This window comes from Massilia sp. DWR3-1-1 (genome assembly GCF_049898325.1).
In the GTDB taxonomy this organism is placed as follows: Bacteria; Pseudomonadota; Gammaproteobacteria; order Burkholderiales; family Burkholderiaceae_D; genus JAFCUW01.
Genome location: NZ_JAFCXL010000003.1, coordinates 208034 through 232851 on the forward strand (window position 1 = coordinate 208034; position 24818 = coordinate 232851).

At 65.5% G+C, this 24818-nt stretch carries 21 protein-coding genes and 1 pseudogene; 11 read left to right on the top strand and 11 right to left on the bottom strand.

What is annotated here, in order from left to right:
• Window positions 1-2: 2 nt before the first annotated feature.
• The 3 genes from ACP7EY_RS05065 to leuA all read right to left on the bottom strand — a co-directional run bounded on the left by ACP7EY_RS05065 (window position 3) and on the right by leuA (window position 3482).
• Window positions 3-764: an ABC transporter permease gene (locus ACP7EY_RS05065; RefSeq protein WP_426191121.1), complete on the bottom strand. Its 762-nt coding sequence runs from the start codon at window positions 762-764 to the stop codon at window positions 3-5.
• Between the two features lie 16 nt (window positions 765-780).
• Window positions 781-1707 (bottom strand): ABC transporter ATP-binding protein, encoded by a 927-nt coding sequence (locus ACP7EY_RS05070; RefSeq protein WP_426191123.1) that lies wholly within the window; start codon window positions 1705-1707, stop codon window positions 781-783.
• A 95-nt stretch (window positions 1708-1802) separates the two neighbouring features.
• Window positions 1803-3482: a 2-isopropylmalate synthase gene (gene leuA, locus ACP7EY_RS05075; protein WP_426191125.1), complete on the bottom strand. Its 1680-nt coding sequence runs from the start codon at window positions 3480-3482 to the stop codon at window positions 1803-1805.
• Between the two features lie 541 nt (window positions 3483-4023).
• Between leuA and ybaL the strand changes: the two are divergent.
• Window positions 4024-5780: pseudogene (gene ybaL, locus ACP7EY_RS05080) on the top strand (YbaL family putative K(+) efflux transporter).
• Window positions 5781-5803: 23 nt separating this feature from the next.
• On the opposite strand, the gene trpS reads toward ybaL, so the two are convergent.
• The 3 genes from trpS to senB form a co-directional block, all read right to left on the bottom strand.
• Complete coding sequence (gene trpS / locus ACP7EY_RS05085; protein WP_426191127.1) at window positions 5804-6835, bottom strand: tryptophan--tRNA ligase; 1032 nt, start codon at window positions 6833-6835, stop codon at window positions 5804-5806.
• Between the two features lie 199 nt (window positions 6836-7034).
• On the bottom strand, window positions 7035-8090 hold the full coding sequence (gene selD, locus ACP7EY_RS05090) for a selenide, water dikinase SelD (RefSeq protein ID WP_426191129.1): 1056 nt from the start codon (window positions 8088-8090) through the stop codon (window positions 7035-7037).
• 10 nt (window positions 8091-8100) lie between these two features.
• Window positions 8101-9081, bottom strand: a complete 981-nt coding sequence (gene senB / locus ACP7EY_RS05095; RefSeq protein WP_426191131.1) for a selenoneine biosynthesis selenosugar synthase SenB — start codon at window positions 9079-9081, stop codon at window positions 8101-8103.
• Between the two features lie 33 nt (window positions 9082-9114).
• Here senB and senA point away from each other — a divergent pair, with 33 nt between their 5' ends.
• Both senA and ACP7EY_RS05105 read left to right on the top strand, forming a co-directional pair.
• Window positions 9115-10332: a selenoneine synthase SenA gene (gene senA, locus ACP7EY_RS05100; RefSeq protein WP_426191133.1), complete on the top strand. Its 1218-nt coding sequence runs from the start codon at window positions 9115-9117 to the stop codon at window positions 10330-10332.
• A gap of 94 nt (window positions 10333-10426) precedes the next feature.
• Window positions 10427-10642, top strand: a complete 216-nt coding sequence (locus tag ACP7EY_RS05105; protein ID WP_426191135.1) for a hypothetical protein — start codon at window positions 10427-10429, stop codon at window positions 10640-10642.
• Window positions 10643-10660: 18 nt separating this feature from the next.
• Here the strand turns inward: ACP7EY_RS05105 and ACP7EY_RS05110 are convergent, their stop codons facing one another.
• The gene (locus ACP7EY_RS05110) at window positions 10661-11809 is read right to left on the bottom strand and encodes an SLC13 family permease (RefSeq protein WP_426191137.1); all 1149 of its coding nucleotides are present in this window, start codon (window positions 11807-11809) and stop codon (window positions 10661-10663) included.
• 141 nt (window positions 11810-11950) lie between these two features.
• Between ACP7EY_RS05110 and ACP7EY_RS05115 the strand changes: the two genes are divergently transcribed.
• The 3 genes from ACP7EY_RS05115 (at window position 11951) to ACP7EY_RS05125 (ending at window position 12917) form a co-directional block, all read left to right on the top strand.
• A complete protein-coding gene (locus tag ACP7EY_RS05115; protein WP_426191138.1) occupies window positions 11951-12277 on the top strand; it encodes a hypothetical protein in 327 nt (108 codons plus the stop codon).
• A gap of 56 nt (window positions 12278-12333) precedes the next feature.
• Window positions 12334-12567, top strand: coding sequence for a hypothetical protein (locus ACP7EY_RS05120; RefSeq protein ID WP_426191140.1), 234 nt, complete (start codon window positions 12334-12336; stop codon window positions 12565-12567).
• 170 nt (window positions 12568-12737) lie between these two features.
• Entirely contained in the window at window positions 12738-12917 is a 180-nt protein-coding gene (locus tag ACP7EY_RS05125) for a hypothetical protein (RefSeq protein WP_426191142.1), read from the top strand.
• A 72-nt stretch (window positions 12918-12989) separates the two neighbouring features.
• On the opposite strand, the gene ACP7EY_RS05130 is transcribed toward ACP7EY_RS05125, so the two are convergent.
• The 3 genes from ACP7EY_RS05130 to ACP7EY_RS05140 all read right to left on the bottom strand — a co-directional run bounded on the left by ACP7EY_RS05130 (window position 12990) and on the right by ACP7EY_RS05140 (window position 16589).
• On the bottom strand, window positions 12990-13238 hold the full coding sequence (locus ACP7EY_RS05130) for a DUF3297 family protein (RefSeq protein WP_426191144.1): 249 nt from the start codon (window positions 13236-13238) through the stop codon (window positions 12990-12992).
• Window positions 13239-13353: 115 nt separating this feature from the next.
• Window positions 13354-14751, bottom strand: coding sequence for a DEAD/DEAH box helicase (locus ACP7EY_RS05135; protein WP_426191145.1), 1398 nt, complete (start codon window positions 14749-14751; stop codon window positions 13354-13356).
• A 455-nt stretch (window positions 14752-15206) separates the two neighbouring features.
• Window positions 15207-16589, bottom strand: a complete 1383-nt coding sequence (locus ACP7EY_RS05140) for a transglycosylase SLT domain-containing protein (protein WP_426191147.1) — start codon at window positions 16587-16589, stop codon at window positions 15207-15209.
• Between the two features lie 458 nt (window positions 16590-17047).
• On the opposite strand from ACP7EY_RS05140, the gene ACP7EY_RS05145 reads away from it, so the two are divergent.
• From ACP7EY_RS05145 to ACP7EY_RS05155, 3 genes are all read left to right on the top strand, one after another.
• Window positions 17048-17731 carry a pentapeptide repeat-containing protein gene (locus tag ACP7EY_RS05145; RefSeq protein ID WP_426191149.1) on the top strand — a complete coding sequence of 228 codons (684 nt, stop codon included), beginning with the start codon at window positions 17048-17050 and terminating at the stop codon, window positions 17729-17731.
• A gap of 109 nt (window positions 17732-17840) precedes the next feature.
• Window positions 17841-18407: a DUF1415 domain-containing protein gene (locus tag ACP7EY_RS05150; protein WP_426191151.1), complete on the top strand. Its 567-nt coding sequence runs from the start codon at window positions 17841-17843 to the stop codon at window positions 18405-18407.
• Between the two features lie 41 nt (window positions 18408-18448).
• The gene (locus ACP7EY_RS05155) at window positions 18449-18628 is read left to right on the top strand and encodes a DUF1289 domain-containing protein (protein WP_426191238.1); all 180 of its coding nucleotides are present in this window, start codon (window positions 18449-18451) and stop codon (window positions 18626-18628) included.
• 28 nt (window positions 18629-18656) lie between these two features.
• On the opposite strand, the gene ACP7EY_RS05160 is transcribed toward ACP7EY_RS05155, so the two are convergent.
• Window positions 18657-19163: a DUF1993 domain-containing protein gene (locus ACP7EY_RS05160; RefSeq protein ID WP_426191153.1), complete on the bottom strand. Its 507-nt coding sequence runs from the start codon at window positions 19161-19163 to the stop codon at window positions 18657-18659.
• 222 nt (window positions 19164-19385) lie between these two features.
• On the opposite strand from ACP7EY_RS05160, the gene ACP7EY_RS05165 reads away from it, so the two are divergent.
• On the top strand, window positions 19386-22499 hold the full coding sequence (locus tag ACP7EY_RS05165; protein WP_426191155.1) for an EAL domain-containing protein: 3114 nt from the start codon (window positions 19386-19388) through the stop codon (window positions 22497-22499).
• Window positions 22496-24817 (top strand): molybdopterin cofactor-binding domain-containing protein, encoded by a 2322-nt coding sequence (locus ACP7EY_RS05170; protein WP_426191157.1) that lies wholly within the window; start codon window positions 22496-22498, stop codon window positions 24815-24817. Before ACP7EY_RS05165 ends, ACP7EY_RS05170 begins: the two co-directional genes overlap by 4 nt.
• Window position 24818 lies beyond the last annotated feature (1 nt).

Below are 24818 nucleotides of genomic sequence, written 5' to 3' on the forward strand. Positions count from 1 at the left end.
CTTCAAGCGCGCAGCTTGTAGCCGGTCTTGAAAATCCACCAGATGGCCAGCATGCACACGGCCAGGAAGGCCAGGCCCATGGCGACGCTGATGCCGATGCTGACGTCGGCGACGCCATAAAAACTCCAGCGAAAGCCGCTGATCAGGTAGACCACCGGGTTGAACAGGGCGATTTTCTGCCACATGGGCGGCAGCATCGACAGCGAGTAAAAACTGCCGCCCAGGAACGACAGGGGCGTTATGACCAGCATCGGCACGATCTGCACCTTCTCGAACCCATCGGCCCAGATGCCGATGATAAAGCCGAGCAGGCTGAAGGCGACGGCCGTGAGCACCATGAACAGCATCATCCAGAACGGGTGGGCGATCTCGAACTCGACGAAGCAGCGCGCGGTGATGAGGATGAGCACCCCGAGAATGACGGATTTGCTGGCGGCAGCACCGACGTAACCGAGCACAATTTCAAGGGCCGACACGGGCGCCGATAAAATCTCGTAGATGGTGCCGGAGAACTTCGGCATGTAGATGCCGAACGAGGCATTGGCCACGCTTTGCGTCATCAGGGACATCATGATCAGGCCGGGCACGATGAAGGCGCCGTAGCGCACCCCGTCGACTTCGACCATGCGCGAACCGATGGCGGCGCCGAACACGACAAAATACAGGGACGTCGAAATGACGGGCGAAGCGATACTCTGCATCAAAGTGCGCCAGGTGCGGGCCATTTCGAATTGGTAGAGGGCGCGGATGGCGTAGATATTCATGCGGCGGTGTTCCATCTCAGTTTTCGACCAGGTTGACGAAGATTTCTTCGAGAGAGCTTTGCTTGGACTGGATGTCCTTGAAGTCGATGCCGTGTTCCCCCAGGCGGCGAAACAGGGCGGTGATGCCGGTGTCGTCGCCGGCGGTGTCGAAGGTGTACACCAGTTCCAGGCCGTCGGCGGACAGGGACAGTTCCGGCGTGTGCGCGGCCAGCGCGGCGGGAAGCGCCGCCAGCGGGCGTTGCAGGTGCAGCGTCAGCTGCTTCTTGCCCAGCTTGTGCATCAGCACCTTCTTGTCTTCCACCAGGATGATCTCGCCCTTGCGGATCACGCCGATGCGGTCGGCCATTTCCTCGGCTTCCTCGATGTAGTGGGTGGTCAGAATGATGGTCACGCCTTGCTCGCGCAAGCCGCGCACCATCTCCCACATATCGCGCCGCAGGACCACGTCGACGCCGGCCGTGGGTTCGTCGAGAAACAGGATCTGCGGTTCGTGCGAGAGCGCCTTGGCGATCATCACGCGGCGCTTCATGCCGCCTGACAGGGTCATGATGCGGGCATCGCGCTTGTCCCACAGCGACAGCTGGCGCAGCAGTTTTTCAATGTGGGCGGGATTGGGCGGCTTGCCGAAAATGCCGCGGCTCAGGGCCACCGTGGCGCGCACCGATTCAAACGCGTCCGTGGCCAGCTCCTGCGGCACCAGGCCGATCTTGCTGCGCGCGGCGCGGTAATCCTTGATGATGTCGTGGCCATCGGCCAGCACGGTGCCGCTGCTGGGATTGATGATGCCGCAGATGGTGTTGATCAGGGTGGTCTTGCCGGCCCCGTTGGGGCCCAGCAGGGCGAAGATTTCGCCCTTGCGGATGTCGAGGTCGATCGACTTGAGCGCCTGGTGCCCTGATTCGTAGACTTTCGAGAGCTGTTTTACTGAAATAATCGATTCCATTGCGCGCTTTGCCGATGAGAAGACGTCGATTGTAGACGAACTACCCATCCGGCGTTGCGCGCGCTGGCAGGCCCGCCGGGCCTGCCAGGTGCCGGTCAGGCGGCGGCGCGCTGGTCGCTCAGGGCCAGCTGGCGGTTGACGGCGCTCAGGACCGCCTTGAACGAGGCGGTGACGATATTGCTGTCGATGCCGGCGCCAAACAGGGTCGGGCCGTTGGCCAGGCGCAGCTCGACATAGCAGGCCGCGCGCGCATTCGCGCCCGAGCCGATCGAGTGCTCATGGTAGTCCATTAGCTTGATGTCCAGGCCCAGGGCGGCGACGAAAGCGTCGATGGGACCGTTGCCGCCGCCCTTGCGGCTGATCGGGGCGCCGTTTTCCAGCAGGGCGATATCGATCTGCACCGGCTCGGCGTTGTTGGTGTCTTCGACCATCTTGTGGGCGGCGTAGGCGAACGGCGTGGTCTGGTCGAAATACTCGCGCTTGAAAATGGCGTGGATGTCGCTGGCGGCCACTTCGCGGCCGCTGGCGTCGGCGACTTTTTGCACGGCGCGGGAAAACTCGATCTGCAGGCGGCGCGGCAATTGCAAGCCGAATTCCTGCTCCAGCAGGTAGGCCATGCCGCCCTTGCCGGACTGGCTGTTGACGCGGATGACGGCGTCGTAGCTGCGGCCCAGGTCGGCCGGGTCGATCGGCAAATACGGCACTTCCCACAGGGCGTCCGCCTTCTGCTGGGCAAAGCCCTTCTTGATGGCATCCTGGTGCGAACCGGAAAAGGCCGTGAAGACCAGGTCGCCCACGTAGGGGTGGCGCGGGTGCACGGGCAATTGATTGCATTCTTCCACCACCTGGCGCACGGCGTCGATGTCGGAAAAATCCAGGCCCGGGTTGACGCCTTGCGTGTACAGGTTCAGCGCGAGCGTGACGAGGTCGACGTTGCCGGTGCGCTCGCCGTTGCCGAACAGGCAGCCCTCGACGCGGTCGGCGCCGGCCATCACGGCCAGTTCGGCCGAGGCGACGGCGGTGCCGCGGTCATTGTGCGGGTGCACGCTGATGATGAGGGCGTCGCGATTGTTCAGGTTGCGACCCATCCACTCGATCTGGTCGGCGTACACGTTCGGCGTGCTGCACTCGACCGTCGAGGGCAGGTTGAAAATCATCTTGTTGTCGACCGTGGGCTGCCAGGTGGCGGAGACGGCATTGCAGATGTCGCGCGAAAAATCGAGCTCGGTGGTGGAGAACGACTCCGGTGAATATTCAAAGCCCCATTGCGTTTCGGGATGCTGCGCCACCAGGTCCTTGACGAGCTGGGTGCCGGTGACGGCGATGTTGGTGATTTCTTCGCGCGTCATATTAAAGACCACGCGGCGGAACACGGGCGCCACCGAGTTGTACAGGTGGACGATGGCGCGCTTGGCGCCGACCGCCGAATCGACCGTGCGGCGGATCAGTTCTTCGCGCGACTGGGTCAGCACGATGATGGTCACGTCGTCGGGAATGCGGTTCTCGTCGATCAGCTTGCGGACGAAATCGAAGTCGGTCTGCGAGGCCGAGGGAAAGCCCACTTCGATCTCCTTCAGGCCCACCTGCACCAGCATCTCGAAGAAGCGCAATTTCTTTTCAGGGCTCATCGGCTCGATCAGCGCCTGGTTGCCGTCGCGCAGGTCGGTGCTCATCCAGATGGGCGGATGGGTGATGGTCTTGCCGGGCCAGGTGCGGTCGTCGAGTGCGATGGCGGGGAAGGGACGGTATTTGGCGGCGGGGTTTTGCATCATCATGGTGCTGCTCCTGAAATTGGGGAAAGGGACGCGGTCGAAAGCGAATGTGGCGACAGGCTGCCGGGCGGCCACGGAACGCCAGGCCCGGCAACCGGTCGCTAGGACTAGCGGCAGGCGCGTCGGTGCGGCGGCGCAGTCCCGGTTCGGCTGGGAGCGCACGGCGAAGACGGCGAATACGGTGGGGGTGGCGGTCTGGTACATCGGGTCACACTTTCCGGGGCGGCTGAGCGGGTCGAGCCTGGGAGCTTGGGTGCCTGGCGGGTGGCCGGGCAGCGCACTGCGGGTGAATTACGCGCGGGCAGCTAGTAGCGTCGCTAGCGATAGGACGCTGGCGAGCGGTAGGGAAGTGGGCAGATGCAAAGGCGAGGACATGCAATGAATGTACGACAGGCGTGCGCATTTTGTCAAGCGCGCCGACGGTCCGCCGTGGCGCGCCGCGCACACCACGCCCTTGCGTTAAGATGGCTGTTTGCGCAAGCAGCGTTGCCATAAAGGCAGTGTTTCGGGCCTGATCCTCCATCACGTATTTTGAAGGGATTCGATGCACCACAACCTCAGCCTCATCACCACCATCGCCGCCGCCCTCGGCTTCGGCCTCCTGTTCGGCATGCTCGCACTGAAACTGCGCCTGCCCGCGCTGGTCGGCTACCTGGCCGCCGGCGTGCTGATCGGCCCCGCCACGCCCGGCTTCGTCGCCGACGTCGACCTGGCCAGCCAGTTATCGGAAATTGGCGTGATGCTGCTGATGTTCGGCGTGGGCCTGCACTTTTCCATCAAGGACCTGATGGAGGTGAAAAAAGTGGCGCTGCCGGGCGCGATCCTGCAGATCGTCGTCGCCACCGCCATGGGCGCCGGCCTGGCCCACTGGTGGGGCTGGAGTTTCGGCGCCGGCCTGGTGTTCGGCCTGGCGCTGTCGGTGGCCAGCACGGTGGTGCTGCTGCGGGCGCTGGAAGACAAGGGCATCCTCGATTCGCTCAATGGCCGCATCGCCGTCGGCTGGCTGGTGGTGGAAGACCTGGTGACGGTGCTGATGCTGGTGCTGCTGCCGGCCCTGTCGGGCGTGCTGGGCGGCGAGGGCGGCGACAGCAGTCGCCCCCTGTGGCAGACCATCGCCATCACGCTCGGGCAGGTGGGCGCCTTCATCGCCTTCATGCTCATCGTGGGCCGCAAGCTGTTCCCGTGGCTGTTGTGGCGCGTGGCCAAGACGGGCTCGCGCGAGATGTTCACCCTGTGCGTGATCGCCGCCGCCGTCGGCATCGCCTACGGCTCGTCCGAGATTTTCGGCGTGTCGTTCGCGCTGGGCGCCTTCTTTGCCGGCATGGTGCTGCGCGAGTCGGAGTTGAGCCACCGCGCCGCCGAAGAATCGCTGCCCCTGCGCGACGCGTTTTCGGTGCTGTTCTTCGTCTCGGTGGGCATGCTGTTCGATCCGATGGTGATCGTGCAAAGGCCGCTGCAGGTGCTGGCGGTGATCGCCGTGATTATCTTTGGCAAATCGCTGGCGGCCGCGCTGCTGGTGGTGGCCTTGCGCTATCCTCTCAACACGGCCTTGACGGTGTCGGCCAGCCTGGCCCAGATCGGCGAGTTTTCCTTCATCCTGGCCGGTGTCGGCATGCAGTTGAAGCTGTTGCCGGCCGAAGGGCAGAGCCTGATCCTGGCCGGCGCCATCATCTCGATTGCCGTCAACCCGCTGCTGTTCGCCGCCGTCGAGCCCCTGCAAAAATGGATACGCTCGAAGTCCGACCTGGCGCGCCGCATGGAACGCAGCGAGGATCCGCTGGCCGGCCTGCCACCGACGACCGATCACGCCAAGCTGTCAGGTCAGATCGTGCTGGTCGGCTACGGCCGCGTCGGCAAGCGCATCGCCCGCGAACTGACGGCGCGCGGCGTGCATTTCGTCGTCGCCGAGCAAAATCGTGAACTGGTCGAGGAGTTGCGGCGCCAGGGCATCGCCGCCGTGGCGGGCGACGCCGGCGAAGCGGCCGTGCTGATCCAGGCGCACATCGCGCGTGCGGCCATGCTGGTGGTGGCCACGCCCGACACCTCGCGCGTGCGGCCATGCTGGTGGTGGCCACGCCCGACACCTCGCGCGTGCGCGCCATGCTGGAAACGGCACGCGCCCTGAACCCGTCCATCAAGACGGTGCTGCGCTCGCACAGCGAACCGGAAGCCGATCTGCTGCGCAAGGAAAACGCCGGCAAGGTGTTCTTCGGCGAGCACGTGCTGGCCGACAGCATGGCCGGCTACGTGCTCACCGAACTCGATGCGCTCGACCAGAAGGCCGCGGCGCAAAGCCACTGAGACCGGGCCGACGCTGCCAAGGCTCAGTCGAAGTAATTCAGGCCCAGTGCGGCCTTGACTTCGGACAGGGTCTGCGCCGCCGTTTCACGGGCCTTCTCGGTGCCGCGGCGCAGCACGTTGAGCATTTCGCCACGGTCGGCGGCCAGGCGCACGCGCTCGGCGCGGATCGGCGCGATCACTTCCTGCAGGCGCTCGTTGAGCATTTTCTTGAGCACGCTGTCACCGAGGCCGCCGCGGCGGTAGTGGGCCTTGAGCTCGTCGATTTTCGCCGTGTCCGTATCGAACGCGTCGAGGAAGGAAAACACCACGTTGCCCTCGACCTGGCCGGGATCGTCCACCCGCAGGTGATTGGGGTCCGTGTACATCATCTTGATGGCCTTGGTGATCTCGTCGGGCGAGGCGCCCAGCGCGATCGAATTGCCCAGCGATTTGCTCATCTTCGCCTTGCCGTCGGTGCCGGGCAGGCGCGACACGCTCGAGAGCACCGCTTTTGCTTCGACCAGCACTTCGCGTCCCACGGTGGCGTTGAACTTGCGCACCAGTTCATTGGTTTGCTCGATCATCGGCAACTGGTCGTCACCCACCGGCACCAGGGTCGCCTTGAAGGCGGTGATGTCGGCCGCCTGGCTGACCGGGTAGACCAGGAAGCCCGCCGGGATGTCGCGCTCGAAGCCGCGCAGCACGATTTCGGCCTTGATGGTGGGATTGCGCTCGAGCCGCGCCACCGTCACCAGGTTCATCAGGTACTGCGTCAGTTCGGCCAGTTCGATCACTTGCGACTGGATGAAAATGGTGGACTTGTTCGGGTCGATGCCGGCGGCGAGGTAGTCAAGCGCCACTTCGATGACGTTGTCCGTCACCTTCTGGTGCTTGCCGACGTTGTCCGTCATGGCCTGGGCATCGGCCAGCAGCAGGAACTGGCGGTGGGTGTGCTGCAGTTCGACGCGGGTGCGCAGCGAGCCCAGATAGTGGCCCAGGTGCAGCGGGCCGGTGGTGCGGTCGCCGGTCAGGATGATCGGGGGGGTGCTCAAGGCAGGTACGGGTGCGAGGGACATCGTGACTCCAGTGGAGTGAGGGCGCCGGTGCCGTGTGCATGCCGCTTGATGCGACGATGCCGCCAGGTCCGGCGGCATCACGTGATTAATCGTGCGTGTGAAAACGGGCCGCCAGGATCAGGCGCGCCACCAATAGGGGATCAATTGCAAGCTGGTGAGGGCGGTTTTCATGGCGGCGAGTATAGCACGCAGCGCGGGCTCAGGCGACCGTGACGCTGGCGGCGCCGGCCGCCATCGTGCCGATCACCGCCGCCTCGCCAAAGCCTTCGCGGCGGAACAGCGCCAGCACCGCGTCGACGCTGGCCGGGTCGACCGCCACCAGCAGGCCGCCCGAGGTTTGCGGATCGGTCAGCAAGGCCTGCTGGGCCGGCGTGACGGAGGCCGCCAGCGCCACGTCGCGGCCGTAGCCGTCCCAGTTGCGCCCCGACGCGCCCGTAAAAAAGCCGTCGTGGGCCAGTTGCTCGACCCCGGGCAGCAGGGGGATGTCGGCCATGCGCAAGTGGGCCGTGAGCTGGGCGCCGCGCGCCAGTTCGAGCAGGTGGCCCAACAGGCCAAAGCCGGTGACGTCGGTCAGCGCATGCACGCCGGCCATGTCGGCCAGCGCCTTGCCGGGTTTATTGAGCTTGGTGGTGTTGGCGATCATGGCCTGGTAGCCGTCATCGCCCAACACGCCTTTTTTCAGGGCCGCCGACAACACGCCCACGCCCAGCGGTTTGCTCAGAATGAGCACGTCGCCCGCCCTGGCGTCGGCGTTGCGCTTGACCTTCGACGGGTGCACCAGGCCCAGCACCACCAGGCCGTAAATCGGTTCGCTCGAATCGATGGTGTGGCCGCCGGCGATGGGAATGCCCGCCTCGGCGCAGATCGATTCGCCGCCCTTGATGATCAGGCCGATGGTCTCGATCGGCAGTTTATCGATCGGCATGCCCACCAGCGCCAGCGCCATGATGGGCGTGCCGCCCATGGCGTAGACGTCGGAGATGGCGTTGGTGGCGGCGATGCGGCCGAAGTCGAACGGATCGTCGACGATGGGCATGAAGAAATCGGTGGTGGCGATCAGCGCCTGCTCGTCGTTGAGCTTGTAGACGGCGGCGTCATCGGCCGTCTCAATGCCCACCAGTAGTTCCTTCGGCACGGGAAAGCCGCTCGAGTTTTTCAGGATTTCGGCCAGCACGCCGGGCGCGATCTTGCAGCCGCAGCCGCCGCCGTGCGAGAACGAGGTCAGTTTGATGGGTGGGTTGGCAGGGGTGGTCATGGTGCTTCCATTAAGGGGCCGGCGCGTGCGCCTGATCCCCGGGATTATCCACTAATTGCAGCAGCGCCGCTTGCTCGGCGGCGGGCGCGAACAGGGCGGCGCGCGCCGCGCACTGGGCCAGCAGCTGTGCGTAAAACGCGGTATCGAGCACGCAGCGGTCGATCAGCGCGGCCAGCGCGGCGGCGTCGCCGACGGGGAAGTAGCCGGCATAGTCCTCGCCGAGCATGCCGCGGTTGCCCGAGATATCGCTGGCCAGCACCGGCACGGCGCTGGTGACGGCTTCGATGATGACGTTGGCGCCGCCTTCCATGGTCGAGGCGATCACCATTACGTGGCTGCCCCGCAGCAGTTCGCGCGTGCGTTCGTGCGGCTGGTTGCCCAGCCAGCGGTAGCGCGGCGAGGCGCGCGCCGTGGCGGCGGCCAGTGCGCCCAGCGCGGGGTCGAGGGCGCCGCCCACGTGCAGCAGGCGCACGCCGGGCGCCTCGATCAGGCTGGCCGCGGCCATGAAGGTGGCGGGGTCCTTTTCGGCGCGCAGGTGGCCGATCATGATGCATTGCCACACCCCCGCCGGGGCCGGCAGCGGCGCCAGCGTGGGCGCCGACTGGTAGATCACGCGCGCCTTCGGCAGCAGGTGCGCGGGCAGCAGCGCCAGGCCGGCCGGCTGCAGCAGCACCAGGTTAGTCGCGCGCTCGAGCGAGGCGCGGGCGCTGGCGTCGCAGGCGATGTCGCGGTACAGGTCGGTGCCGGTGAGCACCAGCACCGACGGACGCAGCGGCCAGGCGGCGCTGAACGCGGCCAGCGCCGGCGCGGCGCGGCGCGCGTGCAGGGCGATGAGCAGGTCGGGGGCGGCGTCGCCGGCGCACCAGTCGTGCACGATGGTGGTGGCGTGGCGCGTGCCCAGCAACTGCGCCCAGCGGCTGGCCGTCTGCCAGTTGCCGTTGTTTTCCCGGCGCGAGGCGGGGCTGACGATCGTGATGGATTTGCTGAGCACCGGTGTCCTGTTAAAAATCGCTACAATCTGGCCATGAATCCCATTCCAGAACACCCGGCATTGTTCCGCCACGCCAGGCCGCAGCAACTGGCCGCATCCCTGCAGGAGGCGAGAAATTATACGCTGGCCCTGTTCGATGCCTGCGCCGCGCAGGGCCTCGACGTGCTGGCGCGCGTGCCGCACTTAAAAATCATCAATCCGCCCCTGTGGGAACTGGGCCATATCGCCTGGTTCGCCGAATGGTTCGTCTTGCGCGAGGCGATGTCGACCCACCCGGCGGCGGCCCAGCGGCCGTCCCTGCTGTCGAAGGGCGACGACTGGTTCGATTCGAACCTGGTGCCGCACCGCAGCCGCTGGACGCTCGATCTGCCGCCCGCGGGCGCCCTGAAAACCTATTGCCGCGAGGTGCTCGACCGGGTGCTCGACAAGCTCTCGCGCGAGGCCGGCGTCGATGCCGCCCTGTATCCGTACCGGCTGGCGCTGGCGCACGAAGACATGCATGGCGAAGCGCTGCTCTATACCCTGCAGACGCTGGGGGTGGCGGCGCCGGCCCTGATCGGGGCGGGCGCGGCGCCGGCGCCATCCCGTGCCGGCGTCGACATCGGCTACCCCGGCGGCACCGTGCTGCTGGGCGCGAGGGGGGGCGCCGGCTTCGCTTTCGACAATGAACAGCCCGCCCTTGCCTGCCACGTGGCGCCGTTCCGGATGGACGCGTCGCTCGTCACCAACGCCCAGTACATGGACTTCGTCGATGACGGCGGCTACCAGCAGCGCCAGTTCTGGAGCACGGCCGGCAGCGCCTGGCTGATGGGGCAGGAGCGCTCGTCACCGCGCTACTGGCAGCGCGACGGCGACGCCGCCCAATGGCGCACGGTGCGCTTCGGCCGCCCGGCGACGCTGGTCCTGGACGAGCCCGTGCGCCACGTCTGCCTGTACGAGGCGCAAGCCTACTGCGCCTGGGCGGGCCGGCGCCTGCCGCTGGAAGCGCAATGGGAGTACGCCGCCAGTTCGGCCATTCCCGGCATGCAGTGGGGCCAGTTGTGGGAGTGGACCGCCTCGCCGTTCGAGCCGTATCCGGGCTTTGTGCCCGACCGTTACGGCGACTATTCGGCGCCGTGGTTCGACAGCCACCAGGTGCTGCGCGGTGCGTCATGGGCCACACCGGCGCGGGCGCGTGACCGGCGCTTCCGGAATTTTTACATGCCAGAACGTGACGATATTTTCGTCGGTTTCAGAACCTGCGCGCCATGATTAATTTTTATGCAATGGCGTAGACGCTGCGTAGGTACATCGATACAATAGGCCGGCACCTTTCCGAAAAATAACTACATTGGGAGACAATGACATGGAAAAGGGTTTGATTGTATTGATGGTGTTGCTGTTGTGGGGCCCGGCAGTGTTGTATCTGGGCTATCGCTTTATCAAGATGTTCAATTCGCCCGACGGCGAGCGGCTGGCCCGGCGCGCTACCCAGGGGCCGTTCGTGCCCCTCAGTAGCGCAGATATTGCCGACGACGAAGCGCGCCGGCAAGCAGGGCAGCGTCCGGCGCCGCAGCGGTAATTTGCGTGTGCCACCTGGCTACGCCCGGAACAGCAGGGCGTAGCCAATCCCCGTCGCCAGCGCCAGAAATGGCAGCGCGTAGCAGTGAAACAGCGCCCAGGCGCGTGCCTCTCCCACCATCCTCAGCGCGATCAGGCTCGCCAGCGAGCCCACGGCCGTGCCGAAGCCGCCCACGCTGACGGCGTAAGCGAGCACCTTCCAGTCCTGCGAGTACGCCGCCAGCGCAATCGCCGCGGGCACGTTGCTGATCACTTGCGAGGCGCCGATGCCGGCAAAGTACAGGTGTTCCGGCCGGTCCAGGCCCAGTTGCGCCATCGCCGCCTGCACCTGCGGCAGGCCGGCCACCAGGCGCAGGTCGATAAACATCAGCACGAACACCAGCAGCAAGCCCCAGTCCAGCCGCGCCAGCACGGCCGGGCGCAGCATGGCCATGCTCGCCAGCACCACCAGCAGCGCCCAGCCGGCCTGGTGCAGGTCGGTGGCCACCAGGAAGGGCAGGTACAGCGTCAGCGCCACCCACAGCAGTCGATGATCGAGCTTGCCGTGGGGCACCTGGCGCGCCAGCGCGATGGGGCGGGCGCCAAAGGTGAGCGCCGTCAGCGCCAGCAAGATCAGGCTCAGCAGCGCCGCCAGCGGCAGCATGTGCAGCACGAACTGGCCGAACGAGACCTGGGATAGCTGCCACAGGAACAGGTTTTGCGGATTTCCGATGGGCGTCAGGGCCGAGCCCGCATTCACCGCCAGCGCCTCGAACACCACCAGGCGCGCGGCCGGCATGCCCGTCAGCTTGCACATGCCCAGCGTCAGGGGCACCACCACGAACAGGGCGACGTCATTGGTCAGCACGGTCGAGAGCAGCAAGGCGCTGGCCACCAGCAGCAGCGCTGCGCGCCGCTCGGTGGCCATGACCGCGACCAGGCGCCGGCCCAGCCAGGCCAGCACGCCGCTCAGTTCCAGGCCCTGGGTCAGGGCCAGCAGCCCCGTCAGCGCGGCAATGGTGGGCCAGTCGACCAGCGCGCCATACGCGCGCACGGGCGTGGGGCCGCACAGCGTCAGCGCCAGCAGGGCTGCCAGCAGGAGGTGCAGCAAGCGGTCCGCGCGCAAGGCCTGCCAGGCCAGCGCGGGCAGGCCTGGCAGGGCGGGGTGAGAGGCCGGTGGTGAGGTCATGGTGGGCAGTGGGGTGTCGACAGGACGCTACTGTGCCAGTTGTTGGCCTCGCCTGCACGCGCGCATCGGCCTTGCGCGTGCCCAAGACCGCGTTTCGTCATGACGGTAGGCTGGGCATCGAACTGTCACCGGGAGTCCCTCATGCGTTTATCGCTGCACTTGCTTGTTCAGTTTTGCCTCGCTGCCAGTATCAGCGCCGCCGCGCTGGCGCAGCAGGGGCCGTCCGGCGACCTCCATCACGCCAGCCTGCGCGACTGGAACCAGGCGGGCGAGGCGAACCGCTTTGCCACCGTCAGCGACCTGGTCGAGCGCATCCTCAATCTGCACGACCCCATCGCCGTGCGCCCGAAAGCGCGCCAGGTGCAGGTTTGCATCAACCGGGTGGCCGCCGATTTCCAGCAAGGCAGCCAGGCGGTGGCCGACACCGCCGTCGCCTGCATGGCCGAACTGGGCATGTTGTCCCGTTGAACGTGGCCATTTACGCTACCATACGCTTCTTTCATTGCAAGCAGATCGCACCCACCATGACTATTTTCGCCGCTTCCGTATTCGACGCCACCGTCCTCTTTGAAGATATGGAATTGTTCAAGGGCAAGGGCGCCGCCGGCATGTGGGCGGAAAAACTGGCAAAGGAGCTCGAAGTTCCCATCACCGTCGAAAAAATCGGCACTGGCTGGGCCCTGTGCGGCAAGCGCGACGGCGTCGATTGCGCCTGGGGCATCATGGGACAGCGCCTGAAGTCCATCGAGCGCAAGTAGGCGCCCGTCCGGGGCGGCGTCCCGCCCACTGAAAACATCGGAATTTTCCGAGTTGTGTGCGGCAGCCCACTTACCGGGCGTGACGCTTGGGGCATGCTGGCGGCACGAGGTAGCTGCGCTCAAGAAATGCGCAGACTGCTGTTCCCCAGCATCGTCACAGCGAGATCGCCATGCCCAGTTTTTCCCTCCCCAAGCCCCCCGTTACCGACCGCATCGCGCGCGAGCTCGAACGCGAGCGTCAGCAGCACGCCATCAACCAGGACGCCAAACAGCACCTGGGCGATGACGATGAACGTCACAAGGATGCCCGCGAGACCGCATTCTCCTCGACGGTAAGGCGCTTCAAGTAAGGGCCGGGCGGCGCAGACGCAGAAACTACAACGGCTACCGAGGTAGCCGTTGTAGTTTCTGGTGCCGGGCGCTTATTTGTAGAACGCCTCGACCTTGCCCTTCAGTTTGAGCAGCATGGGCTTGCCCTTGCGGTCGACCGTCTTGCCGGCGGTAACCTTGATCCAGCCTTCGCTCAGGCAATATTCGTCGACGTCGGTGCGTTCCTTGTCGTTGAAGCGGATTCCGATGTCGTGTTCGAACACCTTGGCGTCATGGAAAGGGCTGCTCGGGTCGATGGAGAGCCGGTCAGGCAATGGGGGGAGGGTGGTGGTATCGTTCATAGGGTGCAATTATCCACTAACTGGGGCGGTGGGACAACGGTGGCGTGCAGGCCAGCGGGGCAATACGGGTCGAAAAAAAAGCTGCCGAGGCAGCTTTTTTCAGGACGGGACGCGCTTAACGGTCGCCGTAGGTACGACGGGCGCCGTCGGCCGAACGGGGGGCCGAACCCTTGTAGCCGCCGCCTTCGCCGCTGCGCGGGGCATTGGGCTTGCTGAAGGTGCGTTGGCCTGGCTTGGCGGGCGCCGAGCGGTTGTCGCCCGGTTTCCAGCTGCCTGGACGCGCGGCCGAGCGGGGCGCCGAGGCGCTGCGTTTTGGCTCGAAACCTTCGATGGCGCTGACAGGGATCAATTGCTTGGTGAAACGCTCGATGCGCTTGACGTTCATGCCTTCGGCGTGATTGACCAGCGAGATCGCCTGGCCGTTACGGCCGGCACGACCGGTACGGCCGATGCGGTGGACGTAGTCTTCCGGGAATTTCGGCAGATCGTAGTTGAACACGTGGGTGATGTTCGGCACGTCAATACCGCGCGCGGCGACATCGGTTGCCACCAGCACCTTGACCTGGCCGCGGCGCAGGCTGTCCAGGGTGCGGTTGCGGGCGCCCTGGTGCATGTCGCCGTGCAAGGCGGCAGCCGAGAAACCGGCGATGTTCAGGCGGTCGGCGATGGTGTCGGCGTCACGCTTGGTGGCGGTGAACACGACAGCCTGGTCGAGCGTGTCGTCGCGCAGCAGGTGGTCGAGCAGGCGATTCTTGTGCGACAGATCGTCGACGAAGTGGACGCGCTGGGTGATGTTGTCGTGACGCGACTGCGAGCTGGTGATCTGCACGACCATCGGGTCGGTGGTGATGCGGCGCGCCATGTTGCCGACCATACCGTCGAGGGTGGCCGAGAACAGCATGGTCTGGCGACCGGCCGGGGTAGCGGCGATGATTTTTTCGATGTCGTCGATGAAACCCATGTCGAGCATGCGGTCGGCTTCGTCGAGCACGAGGATTTCCAGTTCGGAGAAATCGATCTTGCCCGATTCCATGTGGTCGATCAGGCGGCCCGGGGTGGCGACGATGATTTCAGGATTGCGTGCCAGCAGTTGCATCTGTTTTGGGTAAGGCATGCCGCCCAGGATCGAGACGGCCTTGATGCGGCGAATCTGCGTGCCGTATTTTTCGGTCGCGGCGGTCACTTGCAGGGCCAGTTCGCGGGTCGGGGTCAGCACCAGCATTTTTGGCTGGGCTGCCTTGAAACGGGGACGCTCGCCACGGGCGCGCGCCGATTGCGCTTCCTGGGCAGCGGTCTTGGCGGCAGGCGATTGCTCGGCGACGGCGAATTTGTGCAGGGCCGGCAGCATGAATGCGGCGGTCTTGCCCGAACCGGTCTGCGACGACACCAGCAGGTCACGGCCAGCGATGGCGGCAGGAACAGCTTGTTCCTGGACAGGGGTAGGGACGGTGTAACCGGCTTCGGTGACTGCCTGGACGATGGACGCGTGGAGGCCTAATGCTTCAAAACTCATTGTATTGATTTCTTTCGATTATTTATCAGCGCCCGAACTCATGCTCAGGGCGCAACATAGCAACGCCAACCAACAAACGAAATGACTCGGAAATGAAAGAAATTTCGGCACAAAAGCTTTGCGCCGGGACGGTGTCAGGTGCGACACACAAGGCGGGAGGGCTTTATTGAGGGCTACGGTCAAGGGACCGGCCCTGGCTTGCGAAGCTGCTAGGGTTACTGCCTGGGTCTTGCTTACTACATGGTTGGCGCTATTTGCCAACCTGGCTGCCGATCGTTCAACACCGCACTGGCGGGGTTGGTGATTCGTATTGCAGCGCACAAACGTCACTATACAGTAGTTTCACTGGATATGACAAGCGTCTGCTGCATGGCGCGCGCAGATTGATCCGTCTTGCAGCAGGGCACACGTCAAAACGGCCAGCATGGCTGGCCGTTTTGCAACGGTTAAGACCCTTAGCCGTCGTTTTTCTGACGCCGGTTTTGCTTGTCTGCCAGCACGGTCTTGCCGCCTTTGCCGCTGACCCGGTTCTTGATGGCGGCCACCGCTTCGGCGGCGCGCGCCTTGAGTTTTTGCGCGCCCGTCAGGGGGCGGTTGGCGGCAGCGCCACGACGTCCGCTGCGTTCGGCTTCGAAGGCCATCACCGCGTTGTCGACCACCTGTTCGGCGATGTCGCCCGTGGCCGAGCTGGAAATTTTCGGCACCAGGATGGTCGAGCCTGCTTTGAGCTGGGTCGATGCGGGGATATTGTTGGCCTGACGAATCACTTCCGGGGTGGTGGAGAAGCGCGATGCCAGGCTGGCGATGCTTTCGCGGGCGCCGGAAATTTTATGCGTCGTCCAGCTCGACAGGGCGTGGCCCCAGTTGGCCAGGTTGGCGGTGAATTTTTCCGCGTTTTCTTTCGGCAGCAAGATCTTGGTCTGTTCGCCGCCCGTGATGACGGGACGATTGAACTGGGGATTCAAGGCCTTGAATTCGTCCACCGACATTTCGGCGAGTTGGGCGGCCACGGTCAGGTCGATGTCGCTGGTCTTGTCGACGGCCGTAAAATACGCTTCGTTGCTGATCGGCGGCAGGCTGACGTTGTACTGGCCCGGATTGGCAATGATGTTCTTGACCGCTTGCAGCTTGGGCACGTAGTTGCGCGTTTCGGCCGGCATCAGCTCGGCCAGGCTTTCGAAATCGGTGGGCTTGCCCAGCGCCTGGTTTTTCTTGATGGCTTTCTGGACGTTGCCTTCACCCCAGTTGTAGGCGGCCAGCGCCAGTTGCCAGTCGCCGAACATGCCGTACAGCTTTTGCAGATAGCTCAAGGCGGCATCGGTCGAGGCCAGCACGCCGCGGCGTTCGTCCTTGAACATGTTTTGCTTGAGATTGAAATCCTTGCCCGTGCCAGGGACGAACTGCCACATGCCGGCCGCGTTGGCGCTCGACAGGGCGAGCGGGTTGAAGGCCGATTCGATGACGGGCAACAAGGCCAGTTCGGTCGGCATGCCGCGCTTTTCCAGTTCGGTGACGACGTGGAACAGGTAGCGCGAGGCGCGCGCCGAGGTGCGCGCGAGCGAGTCGGGGTGGGCGGCGTAGGCGTTGACGTGCTTGGCCACCAGCTCGTTGCTGATGTCGGGGATGGCGTAGCCGGTGCGGATGCGGCCCCACAGGTCCGCTTCCTTGTAATCGTCGACTTTGAGCGCGGCGCCGATGGGCTGCGAGGCGTAGCGTGCCGTGCCTGGATTGAACACGGGCGCGGAAGGATTGGCAATATCAGTGGCCTGGGACAGGGCGGGGGCGAGCATGAGAATCAGTGCTGCCGACGTAACGGTCTTGCAAGTCATTTTTTGCATGTGCTTCCATTGTGGCGTCCGCTGATCTGGACTGACGAAGGATAAGTGCCGAGTGTACGTACCACTTCTCGGATGAGTCAAGCCTTAATGCCGTTCAAATAGCAAATATTCTGACAACATCAAGGCTGCCGCGCTTTCCCCTTGAAAGGTGGGCGGACAGGGAGTATGGACGAAACGATGATATTTCTACATTGCGGACGGGCATATATTTACGCATATACCCCCGGGAGTATCGTGCCGGCAGCGCGCTGGCGCCGCGCGCCCGGGCGGCCCCGATAGCAGGCGCCGTATTATTTACTGCCAGCAAACAATGCAATACCAGTATGGACATACTGAGCCTTGCTTCAAAAATGGGTGAACACCATTGAATTTCTGGCCGATTCCCGGCATGGTAATGGCCGCCCGCATTGTTCGATGCTTTTATCTATTTTTCCGGCACCGCGCCGACACCGCCATCCATGACCGCCACCACCCTCCACGAAAACGCCACCCTCACCCGCAGCCAACTGGAAGAATCGATCGCCGGCGGCGCCGTGCCCACGTTTCGCCATTGCGACTTCAGCGGCGAGGACTTGTCGCGCCTGAACCTGCAGGGATGCCGCTTTGAGCATTGCCAGTTTGCCGAAACCTCGTTCTACGCCGCCCGGCTGGGCGACAGCAGCTGGCGCGCCTGTCGCGGGCGTGAAGCCGATTTCGAATCGGCCGACCTGGTCGACGCCCGCTTCGTCTCGTGCGACCTGAACAACAGCAAGTGGCGCCGCGCCAAGCTGGCCTCGGCAAGCTTCGACATGTCCAAGCTCACCGGCGCCAGTTTCGAGGAGGTCAGCCACCTGGGCCTGGTTTTCAAGAATACCTTGCTGGCCGGCGCCGACCTGCGCGGCATGTCGTTTCGCAAGGCCCATTTGCTCGAACTCGATTTTTCCGGCGCCGACCTGTCCGGCTGCGATTTTCGCGAGGCCGTGTTTGAAGGGGGCAGCCTGGGCCAGATTCAGATGCGCCAGACCCGCTTCGATGGCGCCGACCTGCGCAGCGTCAACCTGGCCGGCCTGGCGCTCACCGACGTCAAGCCGTTCAAGGGCGCGATGATCTCGGCGCGCCAGGCGGCCGACTTGCTGGCCGGCCTGGGGCTGCTGGTCGGCTAGGGCCTTGTCACGCTGATTAAATGGCGCAAGGATGCTTGCCGCGCCCGACCTGCCGTACAATTTACCTTTGGCGCGGCAATCGCCGCGTCCTTCCCACCGAAAGTGTTTCATGAGCAAAAATTCCCACCTCGATGACGAGCAGATCATCGGCGCCGTCGAACGCTGGGTCGAGCGCGCCGTCATCGGCCTGAACCTGTGCCCGTTCGCCAAGGCCGTGCAGGTCAAACGCCAGGTGCGCTACGTGGTGTCGAACGCGAGCACGCCCGAAGTCTTGCTTGAACAATTGATGAATGAGTTGCAGTTGCTCTCCGACAGCGATCCCGAGCAGGTCGACACCACTTTACTGATCCACCCCTGGGTGCTCGGCGATTTCCTCGACTTCAACGAGTTTCTCGACGTGGCCGATGCCGCCGTCGAAGACATGCACCTCGACGGCGAGCTGCAAATCGCCAGCTTCCACCCCGCTTACCAGTTCGCCGATACGGACATCAACGATATCGAAAACTACACCAACCGGGCCCCGTACCCGGTCCTGCAACTGCTGCGCGAAGAGAGCATCGACCGCGCGGTCGAGGCCTTCCCCGAAGCGGAAGCGATTTTCGAGAAGAATATCGCCACCATGGAAGCGCTGGGCCACGAAGGCTGGGACAAGCTCGACGTCGGGCCCCTGCCGTGACGGCCGTGACGGACAGCCCGGACACGCCGCTGGCCGCCGCCATGCCGCCACGCCCGGACACGCCGTGCGTGGCGGTGTGCTCGACGACGTTCGACGAGATCTGCCGCGGCTGCGGGCGCAGCGTCGTCGAGGTGGCGCACTGGGTGTCGATGGACGCCGCCGCCAAGGAACTGGTGTGGCAGCGCATCCTCGCGCAGGGCTACCCGCGGCGCAACAAGTAAGCGGTCGCCAGCCCCGCTGTTGACGCGCTTAAAAGCTGCCGATGAAGTCTTTCTTGCCGATTTCCACGCCGTTATGCCGCAAAATATCGTAAGCAGTGGTCGAATGGAAATAAAAGTGGGGCAGGGCGTAGTGGACCAGGTAAGTCTGGCCCTTCCACTGCTTGGCCTTGTCGCCGCTGCCGGTGGTGATGTCGCGCCCGGCGGAGGCTTCGATGCCGTCCTGTGGCACGCTGTCGACAAACGCCAGCGTCTTGGCGATACGCTCTTTCAGGTCGGCGAACGACACTTCGGTGTCGTCATACTTGGGCACCTCGACGCCGCCCAGGCGCGCCGCGGCGCCCTTGGCGAAGTCGCAGGCGATCTGCACCTGGCGGGCGAACGGGAACATGTCGGGATACAGGCGCGCCTGCAACAGGGCGTCCGGCTCGATCTTCCTGGCCACGGCGTGGGCTTCGGCCTTGTCGATGACGGCCGACAGGCCGCCGAGGATTTGTTTGAACACGGGCGCCGAAGCGTTGTACATGGAAAATGACATGGTAATTCCTTTAAGTAAAGTGCGGCGATGATAGCAAGGCCACGCCGATCTCGCTGGCGCGCTGCAACTCTGTGTCGCGTATTTACCCATTGAGCAATGTTTTGATGACGACGCTGTGAATTTACGTGATAATTACATCTTGGCAATTCTATGTCATCATTAACAGCTCACTTCGAACAAGGATGACGCCTGCGGGCGACGCGATGATGTTCCCATCCATGCATGGCTAACAAGACCACCCGCTCGCTGCGCGCCCGGCTGGGCGCGTTCTATGGCCTGTCCATCTATGGCGCCATGCTGCTCGTGATCGCGGGTGGCCTGGTGCTGCCCGCGATCGTCGGCAGTTACCTGCTGATCGGCGTGCAGGAGCAGAAGTCGGCGCGCGCGGCCCTGAATGAAGCGCTGGCACGCAACGCCGACATTCTCGCGCTGGGCATGCAGGAGTCGCTGTGGAACATGAATGCCGATTCGGCCCGCTCGCTGGGCGACTCCGTCATGCGCGATCCGTCGATGCTGGAAATTCGGGTGACGGGCCAGAACGACACCGCCTTCATGCACGTGCGCTCGTCGCGACCGGCCAGTGGCACGGTATTGACGGCCAGTCGCGAGATCCTGGTGCGGGGCGAGCGCATCGGCCAGGTCACGGTGGCCATGGACGACGCCCGCAGCCAGCAGGAGTTGCGCGGCAAACAATCGAATTTTGCGCTGGTGCTGGCCAGCCAGATCAGCATTTCCCTGCTGCTGATCGTGGTGTTCCTCAACAAGCGCCTGCTCAAGCCCCTGCGCACCCTGACCCAGTTTTCCGACCGCCTCTCGCGGGGCGACTTCGAAACGCCGCTGGCGCCGCTCGGCTCCGATGAACTGGGCCGACTGGGCAGCCAGATGGACCAGATGCGGGTCGCCATCAGCGAACTGTTCGACGATATCGGCAAGCGCGAGGAGCGCTTTCGCACCATCGTCAACCAGATGCCGGGCGCGGTGTTTCGCTTCCGGCCCGATGGCGCCATCGAATTTCTCAGCGACGCCATCGAAGAGATCAGCGGCTACCCGGCGGCGGCGCTGATCGGCGGTCCCACCGCGCGCTGGGCCGACATCATCGCGCCGCAGGACCGCCGCCGCCAGCGCCGCGCCATTGCCGCGGCGGTGGCCGCCAACCAGGCCTACGAGATCGAATACCGGATCATCGACGCCACCGGCGTCGAGCGCTGGGTGTCGGAAAACGGCCAGCCCCAGTGCGACGCCGGCGCCGTCTGGGTCGACGGCATCGTCGCCGATATCAGCGAGCGCAAACACAACGAGATGCGCATCGAGGGCCTGCTGGCCGAACAGGGCGCGATCCTCGACAACGTCATGTTCGGCGTGATGTTCGTGCGCCACCGCCGCGTGGTGTCGGTCAACCGCCGCTGCGAACAGTTGTTCGGCTATGCCAACGACAGCATGACGGGCGGCTCGACGGCCATGATTTTCCCCGCCGACGACGGCTTTGCGGTGGCCGGCCAGGACCAGTACGCGGTGCTAGCCGAAGGCAAGTACGTTACCGAGGAGCGCCAGTACCGCCACCGCGACGGCAGCCTGTTCTGGTGCATGGTGAGCGGCTTCGCGGTCGATCCCCTGCGGCCCCAGGAAGGCAGCATCTGGGTGTTCGCCGACATCACCGAGCGCAAGCTGGCCGAGGAAAAACTGCGCCTGTCGGCGACCGTGCTCGAGCATATCGCCGACGGCGTGATGGTCACCGACACGGCCGGACACATCGTCGCCGTCAACCCGGCGTTCACCGGCATCACCGGCTACACCGAAGCGGAGGTGGTGGGCTTGCCATCGAGCCTGTCGCGCCAGGGCCGCTACGACACGCCGTTCTACCGCGGCCTGTGGGATGAGCTGACCGCCACCGGCTTCGGCCGCGGCGAAATCTGGAATGTGCGGCGCGACGGCGTCACCTACCTGGAGTCGCTGACCGTCTCGGCGGTGCGCGACACCGCCGGCAACGTGACCCATTTCGTCGCCGTCTTCAGCGACATCACCAAGGTGAGACAGTCGCAGGACAAGCTCGATCACATGGCCCACCACGACCCGCTGACGGCCTTGCCGAACCGGGTGCTGTTCAACGACCGCCTGGCCCACGCGCTGCAGCGCGCCGCCCGCCTGCACGCGCAGCTGGCGATCCTGTTCATCGACCTGGACCGCTTCAAGAACGTCAACGACACGCTCGGCCACCAGGTCGGCGACGAGCTGCTCAAGCAGGTTGCGCTGGCGCTGGCGGCCCAGCTGCGCGAGGGCGACACCCTGGCGCGCCTGGGCGGCGACGAATTCATCGTGCTGCTCGAAGACGTCGACGCCGACGGCGCCGGCCGCGTCGCCGGCAAGCTCGTCGCCATGTTCGAGCAGCCCTTCATGGTCGCCGACTACGAGCTGTTCGTCACCGGCAGCGTGGGTATCAGCGTCTATCCGCTCGACACCAGCGATGCCAACCTGTTGATCCGCAATGCCGATGTCGCCATGTACCAGGCCAAGGCGCGCGGGCGCAACGGCTACCAGTTCTACGCGCCGTCGATGTCGGGCGAAGGCGTCGAGCGCCTGCGCCTGGAAGCGCTGCTGCGCCGCTCGATCGACAAGGGCGAGATCTTCCTCAATTACCAGCCGCAGGTGGACATGGAATCGGGCCGCCTGATCGGCGTCGAAGCGCTGGTGCGCTGGCAAAGCCCGGAGCTGGGCCTGGTGCCGCCTTGCCGCTTCATTCCCGTCGCCGAGGACACCGGCTTCATCAACCAGCTGGGCAAATGGGTGCTCGAAGAAGCGTGCCGCCAGATGATCGCCTGGGAACAGCATGGCCTGGTGGTGCCGAAAATGGCGGTCAACCTGTCGGTGCGCCAGTTCGAACGGGGCAGCATCGTCGGCATGGTTGCCGCCATCCTGCGCGAGACGGGCCTGGCGCCCCAGCGCCTGCAGCTGGAAGTGACGGAGTCGGTGATCATGAACACGGGCGACGCGCTGGCCTTCGTCAACGACCTGCACGGCATCGGCGTGGGCCTGGCGATCGACGACTTCGGCACCGGATACTCGTCGCTGGCCTACCTCAAGCAGCTGCCCGTGCAGACCCTGAAAATCGACCGCAGCTTCATCGAAGACATTTCAACCGACAGTAACGACGAGGCCATTACCATCGCTATCATCCAACTTGGCAAGAGCCTGAACCTGTCGGTGATTGCCGAAGGGGTCGAAACGGAAGAGCAGGCGATCTTCCTGCAGCGCCACGGCTGCCGCCACGCCCAGGGCTATTATTTTGCCCGGCCGGGGCGCGCCGAAGACCTGCTCGAGCACTGGCTGGTGACGCCGTGAGGGCCTTGTTCCGCGGCGCGCCGAAAAACCGCGCGCGGCGCGGCTTCCTGCTGGCCGGCCTGGCCGCCGGCGGCGCCCTGATCGTCGGCGTCGGCCTGCTGCCGCCGCGCCAGCGCCTGCGCACGGCGCAGCCGCTGCCGGTCAGGGATGGCGCGGTGGCGCTCAACGGCTGGCTGGCGATCGAAGCGGACGGCAGCGTGTCGGTGGTGGTGGCGCGCAGCGAAATGGGGCAGGGCGTGCACACGGCGCTGCCCATGCTGGTGGCCGAGGAACTCGACATGCCGCTGTCGATGGTGCGCCTGATGGCCGCGCCGATCGACAAGATCTACGCCAATGTGGCCTTGATGCGCGACATGCTGCCGTTCCATCCGGACCAGCGCGGCGCCCTGCGCGACGGCGCCGAGCACCTGCTGGCCAAGGCGGGGCGCGAACTGGGCCTGATGTTCACGGGCGGCTCGACCAGCGTCAGGGACGCCTGGGGACCGATGCGCGAAGCGGGCGCGCTGGCGCGCGCCATGCTGGTGGCGGCCGCCGCCGAGGGCTGGCAGGTGGCCCCGGCCAGCTGCACCACAGAGGGCGGCTTCGTGCGCCATCCGTCGGGCCGCACGGCCAGTTACGCCAGCCTGGCGGCGCGGGCGGCAACGGTCGATATCGATGCGGACGCGGTCGCCGTCAAGACGCCGGCCCAGTTCACCCTGATCGGCCGGCCGCAACCGCGCCGCGACAGTCCCGCCAAGGTGACCGGCGCGGCCCGCTTCGGCATCGACGCCCGTCCGCCCGGCCTGCTGTATGCGGCCGTGCGCATGGCGCCGGTGATCGGCGCCGGCGTCGGCACGGTCGATGCCAGCGCCGTGCGCGCGCGGCCGGGGGTGAAGGCGGTGATCAATTTTTCGGCGGCGCTGGGCAAGCATAGCGGCGCCGGCGCCGGCCTGGCCGTCATCGCCACCACCTGGTGGGGCGCGCACCAGGCGGCCGCCGCGCTGGCCGTCAGCTGGACTGCGGGCAGCGGCGATGCCGGCCCCGCCAGGCTGTCGACCGAGGCGATTTTCCAGCAATTTCGCGCGCGCCTGGACGCCAACGGCGGGCGCGGCGACGGCCACGTCTACCACAGCGCGGGCAGCCTGGACGCGCTCTCTGGCCCCGGCCTGACAACCCTCCGCGCCGAATACCGCGCGCCCTTCCTGGCCCACGCCGCCATGGAGCCGATCAACTGCACCGCCCAGGTCAGCGGCGGCAAGGTGAAGCTGTGGGCCTCGACCCAGGTGCCCAGCATCGCCGTCGACATGGCCGCCAAGGTGGCCGGGGTGGCGCGCGAGGACGTCACCATCGAGGTACTGCTGCTGGGCGGTGGTTTTGGGCGCCGCCTCGAAGTGGACATGGTGGCGCAGGCGGTGGCGGCGGCGGCGGCGGCCGACGGCATGCCGGTGCAACTGATCTGGACGCGCGAGGACGACATGATGCACGACGTCTACCGGCCGGCCGCGCTGGCGCGCTTTACGGGCAGCGTCGATGGCGCCGGCAAGGTGCACGGCTGGGACAACCATTCGGTGAGCGGCTCGATCGGCCACCAGTATTTCCCCCGCTCGCTGGGCCTGCCCGGGCTGGGCCCCGACAAGACCGCCGCCGAGGGCGAGTACGACATGGCTTACGACATCGCCAACCAGCGCATCGCCCACGAGATCGTCGCCAGCGCCGTCCCGATCGGCTATTTCCGCTCGGTGGGCCACTCGCACAACGCCTTCTTCAAGGAGAGTTTTGTCGATGAACTGGCGCATGCGGCCGGCCAGGACGGCGCCGCCTTCCGCCGCTCCCTGCTGCACAGGCAGCCGCGCCACCTGGCCGTGCTCGACGCCGCCCTGAAAGCGGCCGGCGCGGCCCCGGCCGGGCGTGCCCACGGCGTCGCCGTGCACGCCTGCTTCGGCAGCGTCGTCGCGCAGGTGGCGCAGGTGTCGATCGAGGATGGCGCCATCCGCGTGCACCGGGTGGTCTGCGCGATCGACTGCGGGCTGGCCGTCAACCCCAACATCATCGCCCAGCAGATGGAGTCGGCGGTGGTGTTCGGCCTGTCGGCGGCGCTGGGTGGGGAAATTACCGTCAAGGACGGCCGCATCGAACAGAGCAACTACCACGACTACCCGGTGCTGCGCATCGGCCAGGCGCCGCAGGTCGACACCATCATCATCGCCAGCGCCGCGCCGCCCGAAGGGGTGGGCGAGCCGGGCGTGCCGCCGGTGGCGCCGGCGGTGGCCAATGCGGTGTTCATCCTGACGGGGCAGCGCCTGCGCAGCCTGCCGCTGCGGCTGGCGCCGACCAGCTAGC

Excerpts from the sequence above, each read along its gene's own strand:
- selD (WP_426191129.1), bottom strand. The coding sequence starts at position 8,090 with ATGACCACCCCTGCCAACCCACCCATCAAACTGACCTCGTTCTCGCAC.
- senA (WP_426191133.1), top strand. The coding sequence starts at position 9,115 with ATGAATCCCATTCCAGAACACCCGGCATTGTTCCGCCACGCCAGGCCG.
- ACP7EY_RS05105 (WP_426191135.1), top strand. The coding sequence starts at position 10,427 with ATGGAAAAGGGTTTGATTGTATTGATGGTGTTGCTGTTGTGGGGCCCG.
- ACP7EY_RS05125 (WP_426191142.1), top strand. The coding sequence starts at position 12,738 with ATGCCCAGTTTTTCCCTCCCCAAGCCCCCCGTTACCGACCGCATCGCG.
- ACP7EY_RS05120 (WP_426191140.1), top strand. The coding sequence starts at position 12,334 with ATGACTATTTTCGCCGCTTCCGTATTCGACGCCACCGTCCTCTTTGAA.
- leuA (WP_426191125.1), bottom strand. The coding sequence starts at position 3,482 with ATGATGATGCAAAACCCCGCCGCCAAATACCGTCCCTTCCCCGCCATC.
- ACP7EY_RS05065 (WP_426191121.1), bottom strand. The coding sequence starts at position 764 with ATGAATATCTACGCCATCCGCGCCCTCTACCAATTCGAAATGGCCCGC.
- ACP7EY_RS05110 (WP_426191137.1), bottom strand. The coding sequence starts at position 11,809 with ATGACCTCACCACCGGCCTCTCACCCCGCCCTGCCAGGCCTGCCCGCG.
- ACP7EY_RS05160 (WP_426191153.1), bottom strand. The coding sequence starts at position 19,163 with ATGTCATTTTCCATGTACAACGCTTCGGCGCCCGTGTTCAAACAAATC.
- ACP7EY_RS05155 (WP_426191238.1), top strand. The coding sequence starts at position 18,449 with ATGCCGCCACGCCCGGACACGCCGTGCGTGGCGGTGTGCTCGACGACG.
- ACP7EY_RS05135 (WP_426191145.1), bottom strand. The coding sequence starts at position 14,751 with ATGAGTTTTGAAGCATTAGGCCTCCACGCGTCCATCGTCCAGGCAGTC.
- ACP7EY_RS05165 (WP_426191155.1), top strand. The coding sequence starts at position 19,386 with ATGGCTAACAAGACCACCCGCTCGCTGCGCGCCCGGCTGGGCGCGTTC.
- ACP7EY_RS05070 (WP_426191123.1), bottom strand. The coding sequence starts at position 1,707 with ATGGAATCGATTATTTCAGTAAAACAGCTCTCGAAAGTCTACGAATCA.
- ACP7EY_RS05115 (WP_426191138.1), top strand. The coding sequence starts at position 11,951 with ATGCGTTTATCGCTGCACTTGCTTGTTCAGTTTTGCCTCGCTGCCAGT.
- trpS (WP_426191127.1), bottom strand. The coding sequence starts at position 6,835 with ATGTCCCTCGCACCCGTACCTGCCTTGAGCACCCCCCCGATCATCCTG.
- ACP7EY_RS05140 (WP_426191147.1), bottom strand. The coding sequence starts at position 16,589 with ATGCAAAAAATGACTTGCAAGACCGTTACGTCGGCAGCACTGATTCTC.
- ACP7EY_RS05145 (WP_426191149.1), top strand. The coding sequence starts at position 17,048 with ATGACCGCCACCACCCTCCACGAAAACGCCACCCTCACCCGCAGCCAA.
- ACP7EY_RS05130 (WP_426191144.1), bottom strand. The coding sequence starts at position 13,238 with ATGAACGATACCACCACCCTCCCCCCATTGCCTGACCGGCTCTCCATC.
- ACP7EY_RS05150 (WP_426191151.1), top strand. The coding sequence starts at position 17,841 with ATGAGCAAAAATTCCCACCTCGATGACGAGCAGATCATCGGCGCCGTC.